This is a genomic window from Methanomassiliicoccales archaeon (genome assembly GCA_013415865.1).
Taxonomy (GTDB): Archaea; Thermoplasmatota; Thermoplasmata; order Methanomassiliicoccales; family UBA472; genus MVRC01.
In genome coordinates, this window is the sequence record CP058896.1 from 1,306,034 (window position 1) to 1,325,695 (window position 19,662).

The window sequence follows — 19,662 nt, forward strand, 5'->3', positions numbered from 1 at the left end:
CACCCGACCTTGATTAATCCTTTTCTAGACCACATGCTGAACAAAGAAACACATGATGTAACGACCTATCGGTCGCAATAACCCACCCCCATGCTGTGTCCTTAAAAACAACCCCTTTCCTGATCATAAAGCCAAATAGATCAGGCCAAGAACATCCTTATTTTTCCAGGGGGGTAAAGTGCCCCATGATGTTCCTCCAGGACCGCATCATCGATGTCGCTATCGTTAAATCCAACCTCGTAGTTCCTAAAGGTCATGAGGCTACTCATCATAGGGTGCGGGGCGATAGGGCAGACCTTGGCCAAGGTCATCGACACCATGGAGGAGGTCGACCTCTTCTATATGACGGACAAGAACGAGGACCGTGCCCAGCAGCTCGTTAGCGAATACAGAAAGGCGAAGTTCATCGCCAACACAGATGAGAGCATCAGAGCGCACCTGAAGCACCTCGACCTGGTGGTGGAGGCCGCAAGCCAGGACGCGGTCGCCCATTATGTGCCCTTCATTTTAGGTTTTGGCAAGGATGTCCTGGTCATGAGCGTCGGTGCCTTTGCGGATGACGCCCTCAGACAGAAATGTTTCAATCTGGCGAAGAAGAAAGGTGGTCGGCTCTATGTCCCTTCTGGTGCTGTCTGCGGGACGGACGGCCTTCACTCAGCTTCGGTGGACAAGATAGACAGCGTGGAGCTCATAAGCATCAAGGGCCCGAAGAGCTTCAAGGACAACCCCTATCTGAAGACCAAGGGCATCGATGTTGACAAGCTGAAGGAAAGGACGGTGATCTATGAAGGCCCTGCGAGAGAGGCGATCATCCATTTTCCAAAGAACGTCAACGTCTCGGCCACGATATCCTTGCTCGGCCTTGGCCTTGACAAGACCAAGGTCCAGCTAATATGCGACCCCTTCAGCGATTGCAACACGCACAAATTGATCGTCAAAGGGGTCTTTGGCGAGATAACCGCCGAGACCGAGAACGTCCCCTTCCCTTCGAACCCCGCTACCAGCTATCTTGCCGCACTTTCTGCGATAGCTGCCATAAAACGCATAGCTGGTAATGTCTGGATAGGGATATGAGACCCTTCATAAAGGCCGCCGAGGGGCGGCGAACCTATTTTTACCATATACTTTGATTCTGGCCGAGTGGGTCGAATGGATGCAAGGGCCAAACGTATCTTTGAGCTTGTAAGAGATGAGGTCGATGTGGTCATTTTCACTAATGAGGAAGAACCCAATATCGACACCATGTTCACATATGTGAGCGGCACTACTTCCGGGCTCTTCGAGAACTGCCTAGCTGCTGCCTGGCCAGATGGAATGGTCGATATCATAACGAACCCGTTGGAAGAGACCAGTGCAAGAGGCAGCAGGGCCAGGGTCACCGTTTTCAGGGACAAGGATGAAAAGGCCCGGACGGTCAAGGAGATGTTCGGGAAGGTAAAACGCATCGGGGTGAATGGGAAGGGCCTGTCCTACAACCATTTCATGGAGCTACGGACCTGGCTGCCACGCGCCAGGTTCATCGACGTCGGACCCGCCCTCGTGAAGGCCAAGCTTGTGAAAGATAAGGAAGAGGTGGAAAGGCTCAGGGAGGCCTGCTCCATAGTGTCAAAGGTCGCAGAGGAGATACCGGACCTCATCACCTCTGGTATGACAGAGTATGAGGCGGCGGCCGAGATAAATTACAGGATGATGAGATATGGCGCGACGGCCCCCTCGTTCACCACCATAGCATCTTTTGGAGCGAACTCGGCCGAACCTCATCACGAGCCAGATAAGACAAGATTAAGAAAGAACGACACCGCTCTTTTTGACTATGGGGGCCTTGTCCGCAGGTACGGCTCGGACATCACAAGGACCTTCTTCGTCGGGAGGGCGACATCCGTGCAGAAGAGAATGTACGCAACGGTGCTGGAGGCCCAGATGGCCGCATTGGCCGAGATAAGGCCCGGTATGAACGGGAAGGACATCGATGCCGTTGCAAGAAGAATCATCGATTCCTCTGAGTTCAAAGGACTTTTCATCCATTCGCTTGGCCACAGCATAGGCCTCAGCGTACATGATGGGGGCAGGTTAGGACCGAACATCGATCTCATCCTTGAAGAAGGGATGGTCCTGACGGTCGAGCCGGGGATCTACTTGCCGGGGAAGTTCGGTGTGAGGATCGAGGACGACATCGTCGTCACCAAGAAAGGATGCGAGATATTGACAAAGGCACCGAAGGACATGGTGGTGGTCTGATGAGGGACGACCTCGTGAAGGCGGTAGAGGTCATGAGAGATGAGGGCGCCGATTTCTGCGATGCGAGGCACCAGACGATCGAGAGGGTCGGCATATTGGTGGTGGACGCTGGGGTCAGGACCATAACGGAGGACAAGGTATCCGGGGTCTGCCTTAGGGCCAGGGTCAAGGGGTCATGGGGCTCGACCACGCTCATAGAGGTCAACCGAGAGGCCATGATAGAGGCCGCCTCCAAGGCGGTCAGATGTGCAAGGGTCGGCACCGCCGAGGGCGTCAAGATAGCGGACAGGAGGTCGAGGAAGGGAACGTTCAAGGCAGATGTGAAGGTCCACCCCTCAACGGTCCCCATCGAGGAGAAATTGGCAGCGGCGATGGACCTGGACAGGGCCCAAAGGATAGGACCGAAGGTGGTCAACACGAACTCGATATACCGGGAGGAGGTCAGGAAGAACTCATTGGCCAACTCCTTCGGGGATGAGCTGGAATGGGAGGAGGTAAGAACGAGGCTTTTCGTGCAGACCGTGGCCTCAGAAGGCGGGACCACCGAGATGTTCTATAGCAGCATGGGCAGGACCGAAGGGTTCGAGGCCGTCCGGGGCAGGGACATCGAGGCGATGGGCAGGGAGACAGCGGAGGAGGCGGTCAAGATGCTCAAGGCCAAGAAGGCACCCTCCGGTATGATGACATGCATAAGCGACCCCGTGATATCGGGCCTGCTGGCCCATGAGGTCATGGGGCATGCATCAGAGGCCGACGAGACAGTCAAAAGAAGATCGTTCCTGACAGATGCGGTGGGAAAGAAGGTCGCCTCCGAGAAGATAACGATGATCGATGACGGTTCCTGGAGAGGCCATCATGGCCATATCCCCTTTGATGATGAGGGAACCCCGAGCTCGAGAACGGTCATAATCGAGAACGGCGTCTACAAAGGATATATGCAGAGCCTGGAAACTGCTTCGCAGATGGGGGCTGTGCCGACAGGAAACGGAAGGGCCCAGGACTTTGGGAGAAAGGTCTTTGTGAGGATGACGAACACCTTCTTTGATAAGGGAGACATGGACCTTGAGGAGATGATCGAGGATGTCAAGTTCGGTGTTATGACCGACAAGATGATCAACGGAATGGAGGACCCAGTAGGAGGCGGGTTCGAGGCAAAGACTGCCAGGGGCTTCCTGATCGAGAACGGGGAGGTGACCGATATGCTGAGGTCCTTCACCCTCACCGGTAACGCGCTCGAGATACTCAAGACCGTCGACGCCGTAGGAAAGGAAGTGAGGCTTGGCCCTGGGACCTGTGGAAAGGGCATAGAGGACTGGGTCCCGGTATCTTCCGGAGGGCCTTATTGCAGGTCCAAGATAGTCCTCGGGGGTGGCTGATTGAGCATGGAACCATTCATGAGGAAGGCCATAAAAGTGGCCTTGGGGGAAGGTGCTTCGGAGGTGGAGGTATTCTCGATAAGGTCGAGGACGGCATCCGTATATATCGACGACGGGAAGATCAAGAACGTCGAAGAGAAGCAGGACCAAGGGATGGCCATCAGGGTCATCAGGTCCAAAAAGGTCGGACAATCATGCGCCACGGTCAACAGCATGCGGGACGCAGAGTGGTGCGCAAGGACGGCCGTGGGCCTCGCCAACGTCAGCGGCCCCGACCCGGTCTTCAAGAGCTTTCCGAAGGGGCACAAGGGGGCCGATGTACCGAACAGCTACGACAAGGGCCTGGCGGGGACGTCTGTCAACGACCTGGCCGACCTCGCGGGAGAGCTGGTCATCTCAGCAACGCGAAATGGCGGGGTCAAGGTCCCCAATGGGGTGATCAGGGCATCCCTGATGCAGTTCATGGTGATGAACACCAACGGGGCGGAGACAGACCAAAGGAGCACCATGCTGTACGCCCATGTCACGTCCATGACCGAAGGAAACGACCCTGGCGAGGGCGTGGTATCGATCTTCACACCGCACCTTTCCAGGTTCGATCCCATTGCGACGGGCGAGATCTTGGCCAGAAGGGCGGTCAACGCTCATAGGGCCGTCCCCTATAAAGGAAAGGAGAGGCTCACGGTGATATTGCCGCCGGACGAGCTGAGCGGGATGTTGCTGTCGACGGCGGCGTTTGCGCTGTCCGCGGAGAACGTGCATAAGAAGAGGAGCCCCTGGGCGGGGAAGGTGGGGGAGGTCGTCGCATCCCCGAAGGTCACTATCACGGACGACCCTTTCGATGAGAGGGGGATGTGCTCCTGTGCCTATGACGATGAAGGCTCGAGGACGATGACCAGACAGCTCGTTGGAAGGGGCGTTCTCAAAGGGTACATGTATGACCATTACAACGCCCTCTTGGCCGGTGTCGAGAGCACGGGCAACGCCCTTAGAAGGGAGCCTAACGATGCCCAGGGCATCTACAGAATGGGGTTGGGGATATCTCCGATAAACATGGTGGTGGAGCCAGGACCGAAAAGCCTGGAGCAGGTCATCTCCGAGGTGGACAAAGGCATCATGGTAGAAAAGCTCGCATCCAGTGATGCCAATCCCATCACGGGGGCGTTCGCTTTTGAGGTCAGATGCGCGCACGTCATCGAAAAAGGCGAGGTCAAGGGGACCATCGACCATGCACTGCTCACAGGAAATATGTATGATGCTCTTAGGTCGGTAAGGGACGTCGCGAACGATGCCACGGTCTCAAGGTACTGCATCCTGCCATCTATTTCGTTCGACGGGTTCGAGCTGGTCGGGCAGTAAGAGCGCGCAAGTGCGCCTTTATCTACGCTCTCGTCAATAGATGAGCGGTGAAAGATTGAGGGCTGAGATGCTGCCGCTCGGCGAGGGGAAGGTGCTGCACCTGCTACCGAAAGGAACGACGACGAGGACGGCCCAGGCCTTGGCCTCTTCCATCAATATGGTCAGGGCGATAGGCGTCAAAGCTCCATTCGTTCATGCAGTGATGAACAGAGAGGACAGGACCGGGCTTGTGCTGGACATGCCGGAAGGGGTACTTTATTCCGAATGGCTCAGGTCCAGCCCGAGCCATTGGGACCGGATGGTCTCCCTGTTCGCGCACGAGGCCCACGAGATGCATCTTTACATGGCACCTGAGCTGAGGAACGTCAAGGACCTTTTGAGGATGCCTTCGGCCCCCTCTGGTCTTACGGATGATGAGATCGAAAGATTGAAGGGACTGGTCCGGTCCCTACCAGATGGAGAGAGCGTGTGCAATTGGAACTACATACCACAGAACGTTGTGGTCAGTTATGACGGGCCAATGACCATGGTCTGGGACAAGGTCAGGTGCGGGCCATATCTTGCTGATGTGGCGAGGACCATTGTCCTGCTAAAGATGGGCGGCGAGGATGTGCTCGCAGACTCCTTCAGGAAGGAGTACATGAAGATATGCGGACGTCCCGATGAAGAGCTGGATTCTTGGGTGGCCATAGTGGCCGCGGACATGATGGCCGATGCCAATGGACCGGAAATGGTGCTTCTTGGCAGGACGGTCCGAAGGTATCTTGACGGTCTTTAGGACCTGTCCAGTGTGATCTCGGTCTTATCTGCGATCCCCTCAAGCCTCTCAATGTTCGAAATGACCTTCCCTATCGGGGTGACCGGGCCATACGCCTCTGGGGCCTCTCCCCTGCTGAAAGGCGTCCTACCGAAGAAGATACAGAAAGCGTTCCCCTCAGGCCAGAACGCCACCTCTCCTACGTCCATGACCTTCTTTCCATTCTCCAGGGGGTGGTCGACCGGGACCGGGAAATAGATCTCACCTCCCCAGACATTGACCTCCCTTGTCAATGGCAATGACAGGTAGACAGCATTGGCGGTGTCGGTCTCATTGAGCTCGATATCAAATCTTTCGTACCTCGTCCGCATCACGATCCTCGTCAAGGCATCATCTCCAGGGTTAAATGTATCAAGGGATTGATAACCATGCTTCATCAATAATGGTCGGTCTCCCTGTCGAACCTGCGGCCTATCGACCTGACGAAAGCGTCGTTGTCAGAGGTGTCGAATAATATCCTGGTCATCCTCCTTTTCTTGCCAGTGGTCGAAGAGGTTCCCTTGAGCTCCAGCAATATAAGGTCCTTGGTCCTGCCATTGACATATATGGTGTTGTTGCCTATGAAGTGCAGGCCGTAGCTCCAGGGACCGTTCTTTACCCTCGTCATTGAAATTATATCGCTCAGGTCTATCCTGTTCCTGTAATACCATCCCTGTCTCAGCACGATGTAGGTCTCATGGACCTCATGTGATGTCAGCAAGGGAGAGAGGCCGAAAACCACAGTGATCGGCACAAGTATCGAGAATATTATTAAAAAAGCCTCCAACAGCTCCTCCTGCGGCACGAGAAGGAACATGAGACACCCCACGAGGACATTCATAAGGATGAGGAACAAAAATATCGATCTTATTGCCTTTTTTTCATAAGGGAACCTCTGCCTTATCATGTGGAGGACCTTCTCAGGAAAGGAAAACAAGATCATTGACCAGAAGGTCACTTCTTCGCTGATGTCCTTTTTCTGGTCTTGGCGGCCGACCTCTTTGTCCCAGGCTTTTTCACCGGCTTTTTCTTAGGGGCGGCCTCGGCGGCCTTCTTTTCAGCGGGCGGCTGGAACTCGAACAGGGAGCGTATGTTCTTGCCAACGACCTCGATCTCGCTCTCGGCCTCCTCCTTCTCAAGCTTCTGGAGCTTCTTCATCCCGGACTTCGCGTCCTTCATCCACTCCTTGGCGAACTTACCTTCCTGTATCTCTTTGAGCATCAGGGCCATCTCCTTTCGGGTCTCATCTGTGATCAGCCTTGACCTCCTGGAAAGCCCTCCGTACTCCGCTGTGTTGGACACATTGGTCCACATGTGCATCATACCGCCCCTCTGGAAGAGGTCAACGATGAGCTTCAGCTCGTGAAGGCACTCGAAATATGCGATCTCGGGCTGGTAGCCGTTCTTGACCAACGTCTCAAAGCCCGCCTCGACCAGCGCAGTGACCCCTCCGCAAAGCACTGCCTGTTCGCCGAAAAGGTCCGACGTCGCCTCTTCGGTAAAGGTCGTCTCGATCACTCCCGCCTTGGTCGCACCGATCCCCTTGGCGAGCGCCAACGCGATCTCCTTCGCCTTCCCAGTATGGTCATGCTCTACCGCTATCAGTGCTGGGACGCCGAACCCTTCGACAAATGTCTGCCTCACCATGGGGCCTGGCGATTTCGGTGCCATCATTATTACATCCACGTTCTTTGGGGGCTTGATCTCTTTAAAGACGATGCTGAAGCCGTGTGCGAAATCGAGCGCGGCGCCTGGCTTGAGGTTCGGGGCGATCTCGGTCTTATAGACCTCTCCCTGTACCTCATCTGGTAGAAGGATCATCACTACGTCCGCATCCTTCACGGCATCGGCCACCGCAGCGACCTTCATGCCGTTCTTCTTAGCCTCATCCCATGACCTGCCGCCCTTGCGGAGACCGACGACAACATCCAGGCCAGAATCCTTAAGGCACATCGATTGCGCCTTTCCCTGGCTTCCGAAACCGATTACTGCGATCTTCTTGCCTTTCAGGACCTTAAGGTCAGCGTCAGAATCGTGGTATATCTTTGCCATTTTTTCACCTATAGGAAGTATATGACATGGACCGACATGCTATCATGATCCCGATATTTACCGTTGTAGGTCTTGTACGCCCTCAAGCCCCGGCGATCTCCATGGTGATGTCCTTGTCCAATAGTTTTTCATGAGGCCTGCCGAACCGGCATCTTTTTCCATGTATGACCTCTTTGGACGACCTTCCTCCAGGAAGCATCGGCAGGATGTCCTCCTCGACATCCACAACGATGTCCAGCAGGAATGGCACATCGGACCTTAACGCCTTCTCGAACGCCTCCGCCAGCTCCGATGGCCTCTCCACCCTCAGGGCGTCTGCCCCATACGACCGGGCGAGCTTGACGAAGTCTGGGTTCCTTTCAAGATTGGTCCCAGAATATCGGCCGTCGTTCAACAGCTTCTGCCACTGTCTCACCATGCCGAGCCAGCTGTTATTGAGAAGACATATCACCACAGGAAGGTCCTCGGACATCGCCGTCGCGAACTCCTTTGAGACCATTTGGAGCGACCCGTCGCCGGCTATGTCGACCACCTGCTTATCACGGTGGGCGTACTTTACGCCCAGAGATGCTGGGAACCCGAAGCCCATGGTCCCCATCCCTCCAGATGAGATGAAATGCCCAGGCGTCCTCATCCTCAGGAAGTGAGCTGCCCACATCTGGTTCTGCCCCACCTCCGTGCAGACATATGCATCGTCCGAAAGCGCCTTCCTGAGCTCCAGCATCACCTTCTGTGGTTTGATGGGCATCTCGTCTATGTCCATCTCACAATCGCAGATCTGGCGAAGGTGGACCATCCTTTTGCACCACTCGCTGCCCGCCTTTGCCCTCGAGAGTCCTTTTATCAGGAGCTGGAGGGCCTTCCGCGCATCGCCCACGATCCGCACCTTCGTTCTCTTGTTCTTGCCCGCCTCCATAGGGTCGATGTCGATATGGATTATCTTGGTCGATTCGGGAAGGTCGGTCGGAAGTCCTGTGGACCTGTCGCTGAACCGCGACCCGACCACGAGCATGACGTCGCAGCTCTCATATGCTCTCCTCGCCACCTCTCTGCCGTGCATGCCCAACATCCCCATGGCCAATGGGTGGTCCTCTGGGATGATGCCCTTGCCCATCATCGTGGTCGCCACCGGGGCCATGAGCATCTCGGCCAGTTTGCGGACCTCTTCGCCGGCATGAGACCAGATGGCCCCCCCTCCGACGAGCATCATGGGCCGCTCCGCATCCCGTAGCAGTTTCACCGCTTCCAACACCCTCGACATATCCTCGACGGGACAAGGGGCGTGGAACTCCTCATAAAGGGCCTCATCGGCGATCTGTTTCCATAGCACGTCCACAGGCAGATCGATGTGCACTGGGCCCATGCGACCGGTCGTAGCGATACCCCATCCTTTCTTGATGGCCTCCGGTATCCTGTTGGGATCAAGCACCCTGAAACTGTGTTTTGTTATGGGCATCATCAGGGAGAAGATGTCCGCTTCTTGGAACGCGTTCTCGCCCAGCATCTGTGTGGAGACCTGACCAGTGATGACCATCATCGGCGAGGAATCCGCATAGGCGGTGGCCACGCCTGTAACAAGGTTCGTCGCACCAGGTCCTGATGTTGACATGCATATCCCAGGCCTGCCAGTGGAACGAGCGTACCCATCGGCCATGTGGGCGGCCCCCTGCTCATGGCGGACAAGGACATGGTGGATCGAAGAGTCCAAAAGGTCATCATATATCGGTAGCGTGTTTGCGCCTGGGTAACCGAATATCACATCTGCTCCCTGACCTTCCAGCAATTTTAGGACTGCCTTCGATCCTCTCATATCATTACCATCCTGGTATCTCCTTCAGTACTCATTTCCATAGTAGTTGACAAGCTATGTTCACGCGCCTGATATGTTGGGGGTCCAATCGAACTTATCGATATCGCCGTTCTGCGCCCATCTGCACCTTCCACGGATGACGGCCTTTGAGGACTGCCCTCCTGGCTGCATCGGAAGTATGTCCTCTTCCGGGTCTGTATGGATATCGATCAAGAACGGGACGTCCGACGAGAACGCCCTCTTGAATGCCTCAGCCAGCTCCGATGGCCTCTCGACCTTCACCGCCGCCGCGCCATAGGCCTCGGCCAGTTTGACGAAGTCCGGGTTCCTCTGGAGGTTCGTTCCAGAGTATCTCTTGTCGGCGAACAGTTTCTGCCATTGCTTCACCATGCCTAGCCAGTTATTGTTAAGGAGGCACACCACCACCGGGAGGTCTTCATTGACCGCGGTCGCGAACTCCTGCACGACCATCTGCAGAGAGCCATCCCCTGCTATATCGACCACCTGTTTGTCCCTGTGCGCGTACTTGACCCCTATCGATGCTGGGAACCCGAAGCCCATCGTCCCGAGCCCACCCGATGTTATGAAATGGCGGGGCGTCCTCATGCGGAGGAGATGTGCCGCCCACATCTGGTTCTGCCCCACCTCCGTGCAGACATACGCGTCGTCCGCAAGGGCCTTTCGCAGCTCGCATATGACCTTCTGCGGTTTGATGGGAGGCTCGCTGATGTCCATGTCGCAGTCGCACATCTCCCGAAGGCGTTTCATGCGCATGGACCACTCGCTGTCACCCTTAGATTTTCCAAGACCTTTGATGATCTGCTGGAGCGCCCGCTTCGCATCGCCCACGATCCTGACCCTTGTCCTGCTGTTCTTGCCTGCCTCCATGGGGTCTATGTCTATGTGTATGATCTTGATTGATTCGGGAAGCTCGGACGGCAGCCCTGAAGACCTGTCGCTGAACCTGGCTCCCACCGCGACCATGACGTCGCACTCGAGGAAGGCCTTTCTAGCGATCTCCCTTCCATGCATGCCGAGCATGCCCATGGCCAATGGGTGGTCCTCTGGAATGATGCCTTTTCCCATAAGGGTCGTAGACACTGGTGCCATGAGCATCTCCGCCAACTTGAGCACCTCAGGGGCTGCATTCGCCCACATGGCCCCCCCTCCGACCAGCATCATAGGCCTCTCGGCCTCCTTTAGTATCTTAACGGCCTCGAGCACACCTGAGAGGTCCTCATACGGTGCGGGCACAGGGAACTCCTCATCGAGAAGATCGTCGTCCAGGTCTGATTTTAAAATATCAACAGGCAGGTCCACATGTACCGGCCCCATCCTGCCGTTCAGAGCGATGTTCCATCCTCGCTTTATGGCCTCTGGAAGGTGCTTGGGGTCCAGCACCCTGAAGTTATGTTTTGTGATGGGCATCATCAGGGAGAAGATGTCAGCCTCCTGGAAGGCGTTGTTGCCGATCATCGAGGATGATACCTGTCCTGTCAGCACCATCATCGGCGAGGAGTCGGCGTATGCGGTCGCCACACCTGTGACAAGATTCGTAGCCCCTGGCCCAGATGTCGCGATACAGACCCCAGGGCGACCTGTGGCCCGGGCATATCCATCTGCCATATGCGCTGCGCATTGCTCATGCCTTACCAGCACATGGTGGATATCAGAGCTGAGGAGGTCATCATAGATCGGAAGGGTGACCCCTCCTGGATAACCAAACATCACATCGACGCCTTGTCTTTCGAGCAGATCCAGAACAGCCTTGGAGCCTTTCATCTCTAATTCCCCATTTTCAACGATGCTCGAGGCACCCCCACTCAGAAGAGTGCCTCATCTCAAATAACGACGACCACGCCCAAACGAAGAACCACGATAGCGTTCGTGCTGTTATTTGACACGGTTATGTGGGATGACCGGCATTATATAAATAAATTCCTTGATGTCAAACATGAGCGGGGCTATCGACAAAGGGACTTTTTATGCCGATATGGAGCGATTAACGATCTTCTGGTATCGCCCTGTCATCAAGCCTCACGGTCAATAAATGAGCATATGATCCACTGGGCTTGCCATCTCATGCAATAGGACAGATTTTGACCTGCGTTGTAATAGGTGTCCGGCCTGGGTGTGATTATGGAGGCATATTCATGTTTGGACCACCGAGAGGTCCACACAACCGGACCTTCTGAACAGGGACCTTCAACATCCATCTATTAAAACGATCTCGAGGTATGACCGATTTGAATCAGAGATTATAAAAACGGTGGATCGTCACGTGCCTTATTGGGCCGCCCGGGAGAAATGCGCAGTAGGCCATGGCATAGAGGACGGGACCCCAGTCTCAAAAAGCCGAACCCAAAATGATTTATCGCAAATACCCGCTTCTAATCAAAGACCCGTGAGGCTGGGAAATGGACACCAAGACCATCTTGGAAATGGGAGCGAACAGTGCCCTGATGGACGACCCTCATGTCAAGAAGGTGTGGAGGCTCGTCAATGAGGGACCGAACCTCTTTAAGAAAGGACCGGATGAACTGGCTTCGATAAGATTGGATATCATCAGAAGCTCGTTGAGCTTTTTTTCTGAGAGGAGCAGGTTCTACTCCGAACTATATGAAAGATTGGAGATAGACCCGTCCAGAGCCAGGGTTGCCGACATCGCAAAACTTGCCATACCTTCCGACCTTCTTCGCGGTGAGGGACAGCGGCCGATGCTCATAGATGGTGTGGAACAAGGAGGCGAGACATTCCAGTCGTCCGGGACGACCGGTAAGGACCCCGTGAGGATATACAGAAGCCCGCTGGACCTGGCCTTGATGTTAAAGGCGAACACCGACCTCTTCGAATATGTGTATGGCAGCACGCTAAAGGATGGTGAGGGGATCGCACTGTTCATGGCCGCACCTGAGCTGAGGTACAAATTGAGCTTCGTTGCCTTCGTCCATATGACATTAGAGAATAAGGGCATCGAGCTCCTCTATGGAATGGACCTGGAGAACAAGGACCAGGCCGGAACCCCCTGGCAGAAGCTCACCCCTAACAAGGACAACCTGCTCAAGTTCTTGAAGAGCAAAAAAGAACCGAAGCTCTTCTTCACCGCCCCCGCGGGCGTACATCTGCTTGGCAACAGGTTCGATGAAATGGGAATATTGAAGAGGATGATGTTCAAAATGGTCTCTGGGGCCCCTCCCATAAGGCTTGGAAAAGGCGGTGTCATCGTCACGGGGGGAGGATCCAAGGGCTTCGTGGACCTGCCTCCGTATGAAAGGATAGTATCGAGATCGAGGGAACATTTCAAGGCCCGAGGCTTTGACGACATGGCGGTCGATGTGCCATTCATGGATGTGTTGGGCATGACAGAGACGTTGACGGCCCTCATCGATCGGTATGGCGTGATCGATAAGGTGCCCCACCCCCTGTCCGAGGCATTCTTGCTGGACCCGGTCACTTTCGACCCTATAAACGAGGAGGGAAAAGATGGGATACTCGCGATCTTCAATCCGTTCGTCACCTCGTGGATGGAGTGCTTCTATCCTGGGGATCTGATGTCCTTCAAAAAGTCCGGCTGTTATTATGGTAAAGAGTTCGTCTACAAAAGACGGCTCACCGTTGAGGAGGGATGGGAGATGCAGAGGGCGTGCGGGGGGACACTCGAGGAGATGATGGCCAAGGGGGGAAAGGGCTGATAAGGCCATATCATTCAGGACAAAGGTTGCCGACCGTGGTCAGAACGTCCGGGGAGACCGAGGTCGAGGAGCTCACTGCTGAGGCGATCGACCATCTGTGTGAGAATGCAGGGACCGTACAGAACCGTGTTTCCTCGATCCCTTTATCAAAACGGCTGGAGGTCATTGGGTCGATAGGCATGGTCTGGAAACGGAAGCTCGAGGAGGGAAAGGTCGTCAACATCCGCGACAAGATGGTGTCAAGGACAGGGTACTCAAAGGCCCTGGTCGACCTAGAGATGCAGTTCGTCCTGTCCGTTCTCGACCCCGAGAGCATAAGGAGGAACCTGGAAGCATCCCTCCCTGGGGGTTCCGCCTCCCTCGACGGTTTTAAATTGATGGCCGACGAGGAAGGATATATGAGCGTGCCGGCGGGACCCGTGTTAATAATATCTTCTGGCAATTCTATCGTCCCTACCCTCATCCCGACTGTGCTATCCCTGGTCACAGGGAACCTGACCTTCCTAAAGCCGTCGATATCGAACTACGAGGGGGTGCTCGAGGTCCTAAGATGCATCGAGGAGGTCCCCCCCTCCGAGGCGAGGGACGCCATCAGGGACGCCCTTGTCATATCCTATTTTTCGCACGATAGCAGAGCGCTCGATCACGCTCTTTCAGAGGCCAAGATGGGCGTCATCAATTTTTGGGGAGGAGAGCCGGCAAGAACAACGGTCGCCTCAAAGGTCGTTCTGAACCCCAATCGTCCGAGGTTCTTTGCGAACGGACCGATGACCGGCGTGGCCATAATATCAGCGTCCATGGCCGGTCCAGATACGGCCGATGGTCTGGCAAAGAACATCGTCCTGTACGACCAGCAGCTCTGTTCCTCGCCTACCTCTGCGGTTTTCATAGGCGATCACGGTTCGGCAGTGGCGTTCTCGAAACTATTGAGCTCGAGACTGGACGAGATCGGCAGCAGGCATCCGATGACGCTCCGTGAAGGAAGCATGTTCGTCCTGCAGAACGCCAGGAGGATGCTCCAGCTAAAAGGGGCGATTGTGAGCGGAGGAAGGTCAGAACAGAACCAGTGGACCGTCGTCGTGTCAAAAGGCAGGAGCATGCTCGAGGATATGGTCTCTCAATTCCCGGGCATGAACATTTATGGCCGGAGAAGGTTCATCGAGATCGTGTCGATGCCATCCTATGACGAGGCCATCGAGTGGATCATAGGTTTGCCATCCACAAAGGCATACTCAGGCATAGACAAGGTACAAACAGTAGGACTGGCCGTCCCAAGGGAGGATGTGATAAAGGTGTCGACGATGGCCGCGAGGGCGGGTGTCTACAGGATCATACCGATCTCGGACATGTTCATGAGATCGGCCCTGGAACCGTATGATGGGATATCCCTCGCATCTCTTTTCCTGCAGACCAGCTATCGTCGTGGTAAAGACCTATGGAAGGGGTCGATCGATTGAAGGTCTTGGTCACAGGAGCTTCCGGATTCCTTGGAAGGTATGTGGTGGACGAGCTATTGAGGGAAGGCCATGACGTATTTGGAGGGGTCAGGGCGACCAGCAATATATCGCACCTCAAGGAGAAAGGGGTAGGGCTGGTACCCTTCGACCTGGTGGACAAAGACATCATGTCCTCGGCGGTCAAAGGTATGGATGCCGTCATCCATCTGGCGGCATATTACACCTTCAGCGGGAAGAAGGAGCTTTACCAGCGGCTGAACGTCGACGCGACAAAAGAGCTCGCGCGACTATGCCTTGAGAACGGCATCTCGAGGCTCGTCTATTGCAGCTCGACCGAGGCCATGGGACCTGTTGACGGGATCGCGGACGAGACCGCGCCTTTGAGGCCAGTATATGAATATGGAAGATCGAAGGCCATGGCGGAGGCAGCCCTGTCCGAGCTCGCATCCAAAGGTCTGGACCATGTGGTCCTCAGACCCTCTGGAATATATGGGCCTCACAATGTCGACGACGTCTCATATTGGTTCATAACCTCATACGGTCGAAGACTTGCGACCAAATTCATCATTGGGACAGGGAAGAACAGGATACAGTTCGTACATGTCGCTGACGTTGCCAGGGCCTTCTCCCAGGCGCTATCGAGCAAGGCCGCCAAAGGGAGAACTTACATAATCAGCGAGGGAAGGTCATATACATATGAGGAGGTCTATGCCATACTTGGAGAGATAACTGGCATTCCTCCCCCGAGGCTGCATCTGCCGCCGTTGTTGGCCAAGGTCATGATAGCTCCCATTCAATCTTTCAATTCAATTATCGGCAGGAAGGATTTTATGTACAGGATATCCACGGTCGACTCCGTGACCTGTGACCGGGCCTATTCTATAGACAGGGCCAGAAAGGAGCTTGGATATGAGCCAAGGTATGATCTGAGAAAAGGGCTTCGGGAAACCTATGAATGGTATGTGGAGAACGGTCTTATCCAATGATCTGATAGGCCGCTCTAAAAAAAGTTAAATCGACCTCGGTGCTTGCGGGCTCCATGGAGAACAGCTCACTTCAATACGGTCAGGCAAAGGGCGTATGGGAGAAGGCGAGGAACATCTTCCGCATCAGTTATACATTGGTGTTCGTCTTTGCGGCATTGGCCGGGGTGGCCTTTGCATGGACCGAGGTCCAAGAATGGACGATCGGCGTTCTGATAATCGTTGATGTATTCTTCCTAGCACTGTTCGTCAACATTTCCAATGATTATTTCGATCATAAGAGCGGGGCCGATAAGAACCGATGGACGAAATATGATGCAAAGCTCGAGAAAGAGCTCAAGGAGATGTTCAATGAGAAGTTCTACTGGTCTGGTAACGCCTTCGACAGAGGGATCGTCACGGACCGGACAGGGCAGATAATAATCGCCACATTGGGCGTCATAGCGGTACTTATTGCAATACCCATCGTCATATATGGTGGTTGGATAGTCGTCCTCATGGGCGGGATAGCGTTCTTCCTGAGCTACTACTACACCGCACCGCCTCTCAACCTGGGAGCCCGCGGCTTTGGTGAGCTGGATGTCTTCCTTTCGTTCACTTTCTTGGCCTTGTTCCCCTACATTGTATTGGTTGGGGATGTATCCCTAGAGGCCGTGGTCCTTGCTGTAACGGTCGGCATCGTCGTGATGCTCTTACGGGTCGTGGACCAGATGTTCGGGTATGAGGCACATAAGGAAGCAGGTGAAAAGGATTTCAGCGTCAGGTTCGGCCTGGAAGGGGCCTCAAAGGTCGTTCTATATTGCCTCACGGTCATGTATGCACTGGACCTTGCGCTGGTGCTCTTCTTCGGGGTCGGATATGCGATATTGTTCTTGACGATACCATTGGCCATAGGGATGTCAAAGATCTTCGCTAACAGAGAGGACAGGTTCAGGTGGCTGAGGCCTATCCCCTTGATGTTGAAGACCGCGATGGGACAGATGCTGCTCCTGACATTCTCTCAGCTATTGATGTCGTGGATCAACGAACTGTCTTGGCACCCTCTATGAGGTCACTCCTTTGAGAACGCGAAGCGCTTGGACATCTGCAATATCGCGCTCACGTTCCCTCTGGTGATGAGGGAATACTCCCTTACGGCGTTGAAACCGCATTCCTTGCAGGAAGCCGTACCTCTCATGGGGCAGCCGTAATGGTGCGAGCGGTCAGGAAGGACGAACATCGATACCCAGTCCCTGCATTTCCTCTCATAGTCCTCAATAAGCAGCTCCTTCAGGGCCCTGTCCGAGTTCAGGATAGGGAGACCTTCCCTCTTCAAAGCGATGGCCTCGGCCACCAATCGCCTCTTTTCTTCAAGGGTGAGCTTTTGTCCATTGGGAGGAGGGGTGAGGAAGTTCAACATGATACCATTTATCTTCTTGCTCTTGGCCACGACCTCCACCGTCTCTCTGAGATGGTCCTTGTTCTCCCTCATCAAGACCATGTTGGCGAATATGTTTGGATGGTCGACCTTTTCCAAATTCGCCATCAGCTTGTCGAAGACACCTTCACATCTTATCCTGTCATGGACCTCTTTCGGCCCGTCCAGGGAGACCGAGATCACATCGCTGTTGGTGTAGATCGCATTGGTGCCATTGGTCGTGTAGCCCGTCACGAAATATCCTATGGACCTCCCAGCCTCGATCAGGTCCTCCAGGGTCTTCCCACCGTCCTTCCACATGGTCGGCTCTCCGCCTTCGAAGAAAAGGATGCGGGCCCCTTTCTCGAATCCTGACCTCATCTCTTCGACCGCTTCTTCATAGTTGAGCCTCATACCCCCAGGAAGGGCATCCTGGTTCCCTCGAATGCTGCAATGTTTGCATCTGAGGTTGCACTCGAAATTGATGATCATGGTATTTACCAGAGGTCTTTTCCTCCCAAAAAGGCTTGAGACGAACCATCTGGCATAATACATGTACTGGCTGAGCGAGATCAGGTTGGCCATCGGAAAAGAGGATGGAGATCGTCATATTAATAACTGAGATTGCACAATGTTGACAGATCGGCATCGGGTGAATCCACGGTCAATCATTCATACGCCCAATCTTCGCCCAGGAAAAGCCTCGAAATGCAAGGATTAAATATCTACCATCTCGTATTATTGACAAAGGGGGGATCATATAGCAAGTCTAAGGACAATGATAATCGAACAGATAGCTACGTTGATGACCGCAGCATTCGCGTTCGTGGCAGCCCTGTCATGGAACACTGCTATAAAAGCGATCATTGACGAGTACGTTCCATCAGGCGAAGGTTGGATATGGCTTGTCATCGTTGCGGTAATTGTGACGATAATTGCCGTATTGGCTACTTTGGCGATAGCAAAGGCTGCGGCCAAGGCCAAGGAAGCGGATGCAAAGCTCGGCAAGTGATAGCTATCGGAGGGACCGGAATGAGCCGGCGCAAAACCCTTTTATCATCATTTATTTCAGGTGATGAGCGGGCATGTTGATACTTTCCTACCTTTTGGTCCTGATCGCGGTGGCCCTGATGGGATATGGTCTATTCGTAAGGGGGGCGGGGATCAAGGCAGTCCCTGGGTATAAGCCCGATCCAAATGTAGAGGTCAGGGAAGATGAGCTTGTGCGGTTCGCGAGCAAGAACCTCGTCCTCATCGGGTTCGTGGACCTCATCATCGCCATAGCCATGATAATGATAGGGGAGGACAACGTTCTGGTCTTCATCGCGACCATCCTGTTCACATTGTTCATCTTCTATGCGATAAGATACGCGCCAAAGGTCCTACGCGTTCAATAATGGGACCTATCCAACGGCACGACCAGTCGAACCGCAAGTCAAATATTGAAAGAGATTATAATGGTCAGATCGAGGAAGGGAAATGAAGATCAAGGTAGGGATCAATGGTTTTGGCACCATTGGAAAGAGGGCAGCATGGGCCGTCACCAAGCAGGATGATATGGAGCTCATCGGGGTGACGAAGACCAAGCCAAGCTTCGAGGCCAGGATCGCCATTGAGAACGGTTATCCATTATACGCCGCCTGCGAGGAGGACCTCGCGGAGTTCGATAAGGCCGGGATCAGGACAGCTGGGACCTTGGATGAACTATTGAAGAAGGTGGATATCATCATCGATACCACGCCCGGTGGGGTCGGCGAGAGCTACAAGCCGAAATATGAGGCGGCAGGGGTCAAGGCCATTTTTCAAGGGGGCGAGGACCACGGTGTCGCGGGTATATCCTTCAATGCGATGGCCAATTACCATGAGTCCTGGGGGGCTAGGTTCGTCAGGGTGGTCTCATGCAACACGACCGGCCTATGCAGGACGCTCTATCCGCTTGACAAGGAGATCGGCATTGAAAGGGTCATAGCCTCGTTGATAAGGAGGGGCGCTGACCCGGGGGACAGGAAAGGCTCGATGTTGAACGCCATTGAACCATCCTTGAAGCTTCCCACCCATCATGGCCCAGATGTGCAGACGATCATGCCATGGCTCAAGATCCAGACGATGGCCGTGGTGACCCCCACCACGCTTATGCATGTCCATTGCATCGCCGTCGACCTCAAGAGGAGGTCGAAGGAGGAAGAGATATTGGAGATTTGGAGGAAGACCCCACGTGTCCGTTTCGTAAGTGGGAAGGAGGGGATCAAGTCCACAGGTCAGGTCATGGAACTTGCAAGGGACATGGGGCGACCGAGGGGGGATATGATGGACATAGCGGTCTGGAAGGACGGCATCAAGGTCGTCGACGACCATCTGTATTACTATCAGGCCATCCACCAGGAGAGCGATGTCGTGCCAGAGATAGTGGACTGCATCAGGTCTATGACCAAGCTCGAGAAGGACCCGATGGCCTCTATCGCTAAGACAGACAAGGCACTTGGATTGACATAATGAGGTGAAA

At 54.5% G+C, this 19,662-nt stretch carries 18 protein-coding genes; 12 read left to right on the top strand and 6 right to left on the bottom strand.

What is annotated here, in order from left to right; translation table 11 throughout:
• Nucleotides 1–255 precede the first annotated feature (255 nt).
• From HPY73_06575 to HPY73_06595, 5 genes are all read left to right on the top strand, one after another.
• Nucleotides 256–1,074 carry an aspartate dehydrogenase gene (locus HPY73_06575; protein QLH75133.1) on the top strand — a complete coding sequence of 273 codons (819 nt, stop codon included), beginning with the start codon at nucleotides 256–258 and terminating at the stop codon, nucleotides 1,072–1,074.
• A gap of 75 nt (nucleotides 1,075–1,149) precedes the next feature.
• Nucleotides 1,150–2,238 (top strand): aminopeptidase P family protein, encoded by a 1,089-nt coding sequence (locus tag HPY73_06580; protein QLH75134.1) that lies wholly within the window; start codon nucleotides 1,150–1,152, stop codon nucleotides 2,236–2,238.
• Nucleotides 2,238–3,614: a TldD/PmbA family protein gene (locus tag HPY73_06585; protein QLH75135.1), complete on the top strand. Its 1,377-nt coding sequence runs from the start codon at nucleotides 2,238–2,240 to the stop codon at nucleotides 3,612–3,614. Before HPY73_06580 ends, HPY73_06585 begins: the two co-directional genes overlap by 1 nt.
• Entirely contained in the window at nucleotides 3,615–4,973 is a 1,359-nt protein-coding gene (locus HPY73_06590) for a TldD/PmbA family protein (protein QLH75136.1), read from the top strand. It begins immediately after the preceding gene.
• A 40-nt stretch (nucleotides 4,974–5,013) separates the two neighbouring features.
• Nucleotides 5,014–5,751 (top strand): hypothetical protein, encoded by a 738-nt coding sequence (locus HPY73_06595; protein ID QLH75137.1) that lies wholly within the window; start codon nucleotides 5,014–5,016, stop codon nucleotides 5,749–5,751.
• On the opposite strand, the gene HPY73_06600 is transcribed toward HPY73_06595, so the two are convergent.
• The 5 genes from HPY73_06600 to ilvB (HPY73_06620) form a co-directional block, all read right to left on the bottom strand.
• Nucleotides 5,748–6,116: a hypothetical protein gene (locus tag HPY73_06600; protein ID QLH75138.1), complete on the bottom strand. Its 369-nt coding sequence runs from the start codon at nucleotides 6,114–6,116 to the stop codon at nucleotides 5,748–5,750. The two genes, HPY73_06595 and HPY73_06600, sit on opposite strands and share 4 nt — an antisense overlap.
• Nucleotides 6,117–6,166: 50 nt before the next feature.
• Nucleotides 6,167–6,676, bottom strand: a complete 510-nt coding sequence (locus tag HPY73_06605) for a hypothetical protein (GenBank protein ID QLH75139.1) — start codon at nucleotides 6,674–6,676, stop codon at nucleotides 6,167–6,169.
• A 47-nt stretch (nucleotides 6,677–6,723) separates the two neighbouring features.
• On the bottom strand, nucleotides 6,724–7,821 hold the full coding sequence (gene ilvC / locus HPY73_06610) for a ketol-acid reductoisomerase (protein QLH75140.1): 1,098 nt from the start codon (nucleotides 7,819–7,821) through the stop codon (nucleotides 6,724–6,726).
• An 82-nt stretch (nucleotides 7,822–7,903) separates the two neighbouring features.
• Nucleotides 7,904–9,631, bottom strand: a complete 1,728-nt coding sequence (gene ilvB, locus HPY73_06615; GenBank protein QLH75141.1) for a biosynthetic-type acetolactate synthase large subunit — start codon at nucleotides 9,629–9,631, stop codon at nucleotides 7,904–7,906.
• Nucleotides 9,632–9,691: 60 nt separating this feature from the next.
• Nucleotides 9,692–11,413, bottom strand: a complete 1,722-nt coding sequence (ilvB, locus tag HPY73_06620; GenBank protein ID QLH75142.1) for a biosynthetic-type acetolactate synthase large subunit — start codon at nucleotides 11,411–11,413, stop codon at nucleotides 9,692–9,694.
• 635 nt (nucleotides 11,414–12,048) lie between these two features.
• Between ilvB (HPY73_06620) and HPY73_06625 the strand changes: the two genes are divergently transcribed.
• Genes HPY73_06625 through HPY73_06640 form a run of 4 tightly spaced genes read left to right on the top strand, consistent with a single transcriptional unit; the run spans nucleotide 12,049 to nucleotide 16,812 of the window.
• Nucleotides 12,049–13,323, top strand: coding sequence for a hypothetical protein (locus HPY73_06625; GenBank protein ID QLH75143.1), 1,275 nt, complete (start codon nucleotides 12,049–12,051; stop codon nucleotides 13,321–13,323).
• Nucleotides 13,257–14,780 (top strand): hypothetical protein, encoded by a 1,524-nt coding sequence (locus HPY73_06630; GenBank protein ID QLH75144.1) that lies wholly within the window; start codon nucleotides 13,257–13,259, stop codon nucleotides 14,778–14,780. The genes HPY73_06625 and HPY73_06630 overlap by 67 nt, the downstream gene beginning before the upstream one ends.
• Complete coding sequence (locus HPY73_06635; GenBank protein ID QLH75145.1) at nucleotides 14,777–15,766, top strand: NAD-dependent epimerase/dehydratase family protein; 990 nt, start codon at nucleotides 14,777–14,779, stop codon at nucleotides 15,764–15,766. The genes HPY73_06630 and HPY73_06635 overlap by 4 nt, the downstream gene beginning before the upstream one ends.
• A 53-nt stretch (nucleotides 15,767–15,819) precedes the next feature.
• Nucleotides 15,820–16,812: a prenyltransferase gene (locus HPY73_06640; protein ID QLH75146.1), complete on the top strand. Its 993-nt coding sequence runs from the start codon at nucleotides 15,820–15,822 to the stop codon at nucleotides 16,810–16,812.
• A gap of 2 nt (nucleotides 16,813–16,814) precedes the next feature.
• On the opposite strand, the gene HPY73_06645 is transcribed toward HPY73_06640, so the two are convergent.
• Nucleotides 16,815–17,744 (bottom strand): radical SAM protein, encoded by a 930-nt coding sequence (locus HPY73_06645; protein QLH75147.1) that lies wholly within the window; start codon nucleotides 17,742–17,744, stop codon nucleotides 16,815–16,817.
• Between the two features lie 193 nt (nucleotides 17,745–17,937).
• Between HPY73_06645 and HPY73_06650 the strand changes: the two genes are divergently transcribed.
• The 3 genes from HPY73_06650 (at nucleotide 17,938) to HPY73_06660 (ending at nucleotide 19,652) form a co-directional block, all read left to right on the top strand.
• The gene (locus tag HPY73_06650; GenBank protein ID QLH75148.1) at nucleotides 17,938–18,171 is read left to right on the top strand and encodes a hypothetical protein; all 234 of its coding nucleotides are present in this window, start codon (nucleotides 17,938–17,940) and stop codon (nucleotides 18,169–18,171) included.
• Nucleotides 18,172–18,244: 73 nt separating this feature from the next.
• Nucleotides 18,245–18,556 carry a hypothetical protein gene (locus HPY73_06655; protein QLH75149.1) on the top strand — a complete coding sequence of 104 codons (312 nt, stop codon included), beginning with the start codon at nucleotides 18,245–18,247 and terminating at the stop codon, nucleotides 18,554–18,556.
• Between the two features lie 82 nt (nucleotides 18,557–18,638).
• The gene (locus tag HPY73_06660; protein QLH75150.1) at nucleotides 18,639–19,652 is read left to right on the top strand and encodes a type II glyceraldehyde-3-phosphate dehydrogenase; all 1,014 of its coding nucleotides are present in this window, start codon (nucleotides 18,639–18,641) and stop codon (nucleotides 19,650–19,652) included.
• Nucleotides 19,653–19,662: the final 10 nt, after the last annotated feature.

What these genes read in the sequence shown, in the direction of transcription:
- HPY73_06575 (QLH75133.1), top strand. Translation starts at nt 256, where the DNA reads ATGAGGCTACTCATCATAGGGTGCGGGGCGATAGGGCAGACCTTGGCC.
- HPY73_06580 (QLH75134.1), top strand. Translation starts at nt 1,150, where the DNA reads ATGGATGCAAGGGCCAAACGTATCTTTGAGCTTGTAAGAGATGAGGTC.
- HPY73_06585 (QLH75135.1), top strand. Translation starts at nt 2,238, where the DNA reads ATGAGGGACGACCTCGTGAAGGCGGTAGAGGTCATGAGAGATGAGGGC.
- HPY73_06595 (QLH75137.1), top strand. Translation starts at nt 5,014, where the DNA reads ATGAGCGGTGAAAGATTGAGGGCTGAGATGCTGCCGCTCGGCGAGGGG.
- HPY73_06605 (QLH75139.1), bottom strand. Translation starts at nt 6,676, where the DNA reads ATGATAAGGCAGAGGTTCCCTTATGAAAAAAAGGCAATAAGATCGATA.
- ilvC (QLH75140.1), bottom strand. Translation starts at nt 7,821, where the DNA reads ATGGCAAAGATATACCACGATTCTGACGCTGACCTTAAGGTCCTGAAA.
- ilvB (QLH75141.1), bottom strand. Translation starts at nt 9,631, where the DNA reads ATGAGAGGATCGAAGGCAGTCCTAAAATTGCTGGAAGGTCAGGGAGCA.
- ilvB (QLH75142.1), bottom strand. Translation starts at nt 11,413, where the DNA reads ATGAAAGGCTCCAAGGCTGTTCTGGATCTGCTCGAAAGACAAGGCGTC.
- HPY73_06625 (QLH75143.1), top strand. Translation starts at nt 12,049, where the DNA reads ATGGACACCAAGACCATCTTGGAAATGGGAGCGAACAGTGCCCTGATG.
- HPY73_06630 (QLH75144.1), top strand. Translation starts at nt 13,257, where the DNA reads ATGGGAGATGCAGAGGGCGTGCGGGGGGACACTCGAGGAGATGATGGC.
- HPY73_06640 (QLH75146.1), top strand. Translation starts at nt 15,820, where the DNA reads ATGGAGAACAGCTCACTTCAATACGGTCAGGCAAAGGGCGTATGGGAG.
- HPY73_06645 (QLH75147.1), bottom strand. Translation starts at nt 17,744, where the DNA reads ATGGCCAACCTGATCTCGCTCAGCCAGTACATGTATTATGCCAGATGG.
- HPY73_06650 (QLH75148.1), top strand. Translation starts at nt 17,938, where the DNA reads ATGATAATCGAACAGATAGCTACGTTGATGACCGCAGCATTCGCGTTC.
- HPY73_06655 (QLH75149.1), top strand. Translation starts at nt 18,245, where the DNA reads ATGTTGATACTTTCCTACCTTTTGGTCCTGATCGCGGTGGCCCTGATG.
- HPY73_06660 (QLH75150.1), top strand. Translation starts at nt 18,639, where the DNA reads ATGAAGATCAAGGTAGGGATCAATGGTTTTGGCACCATTGGAAAGAGG.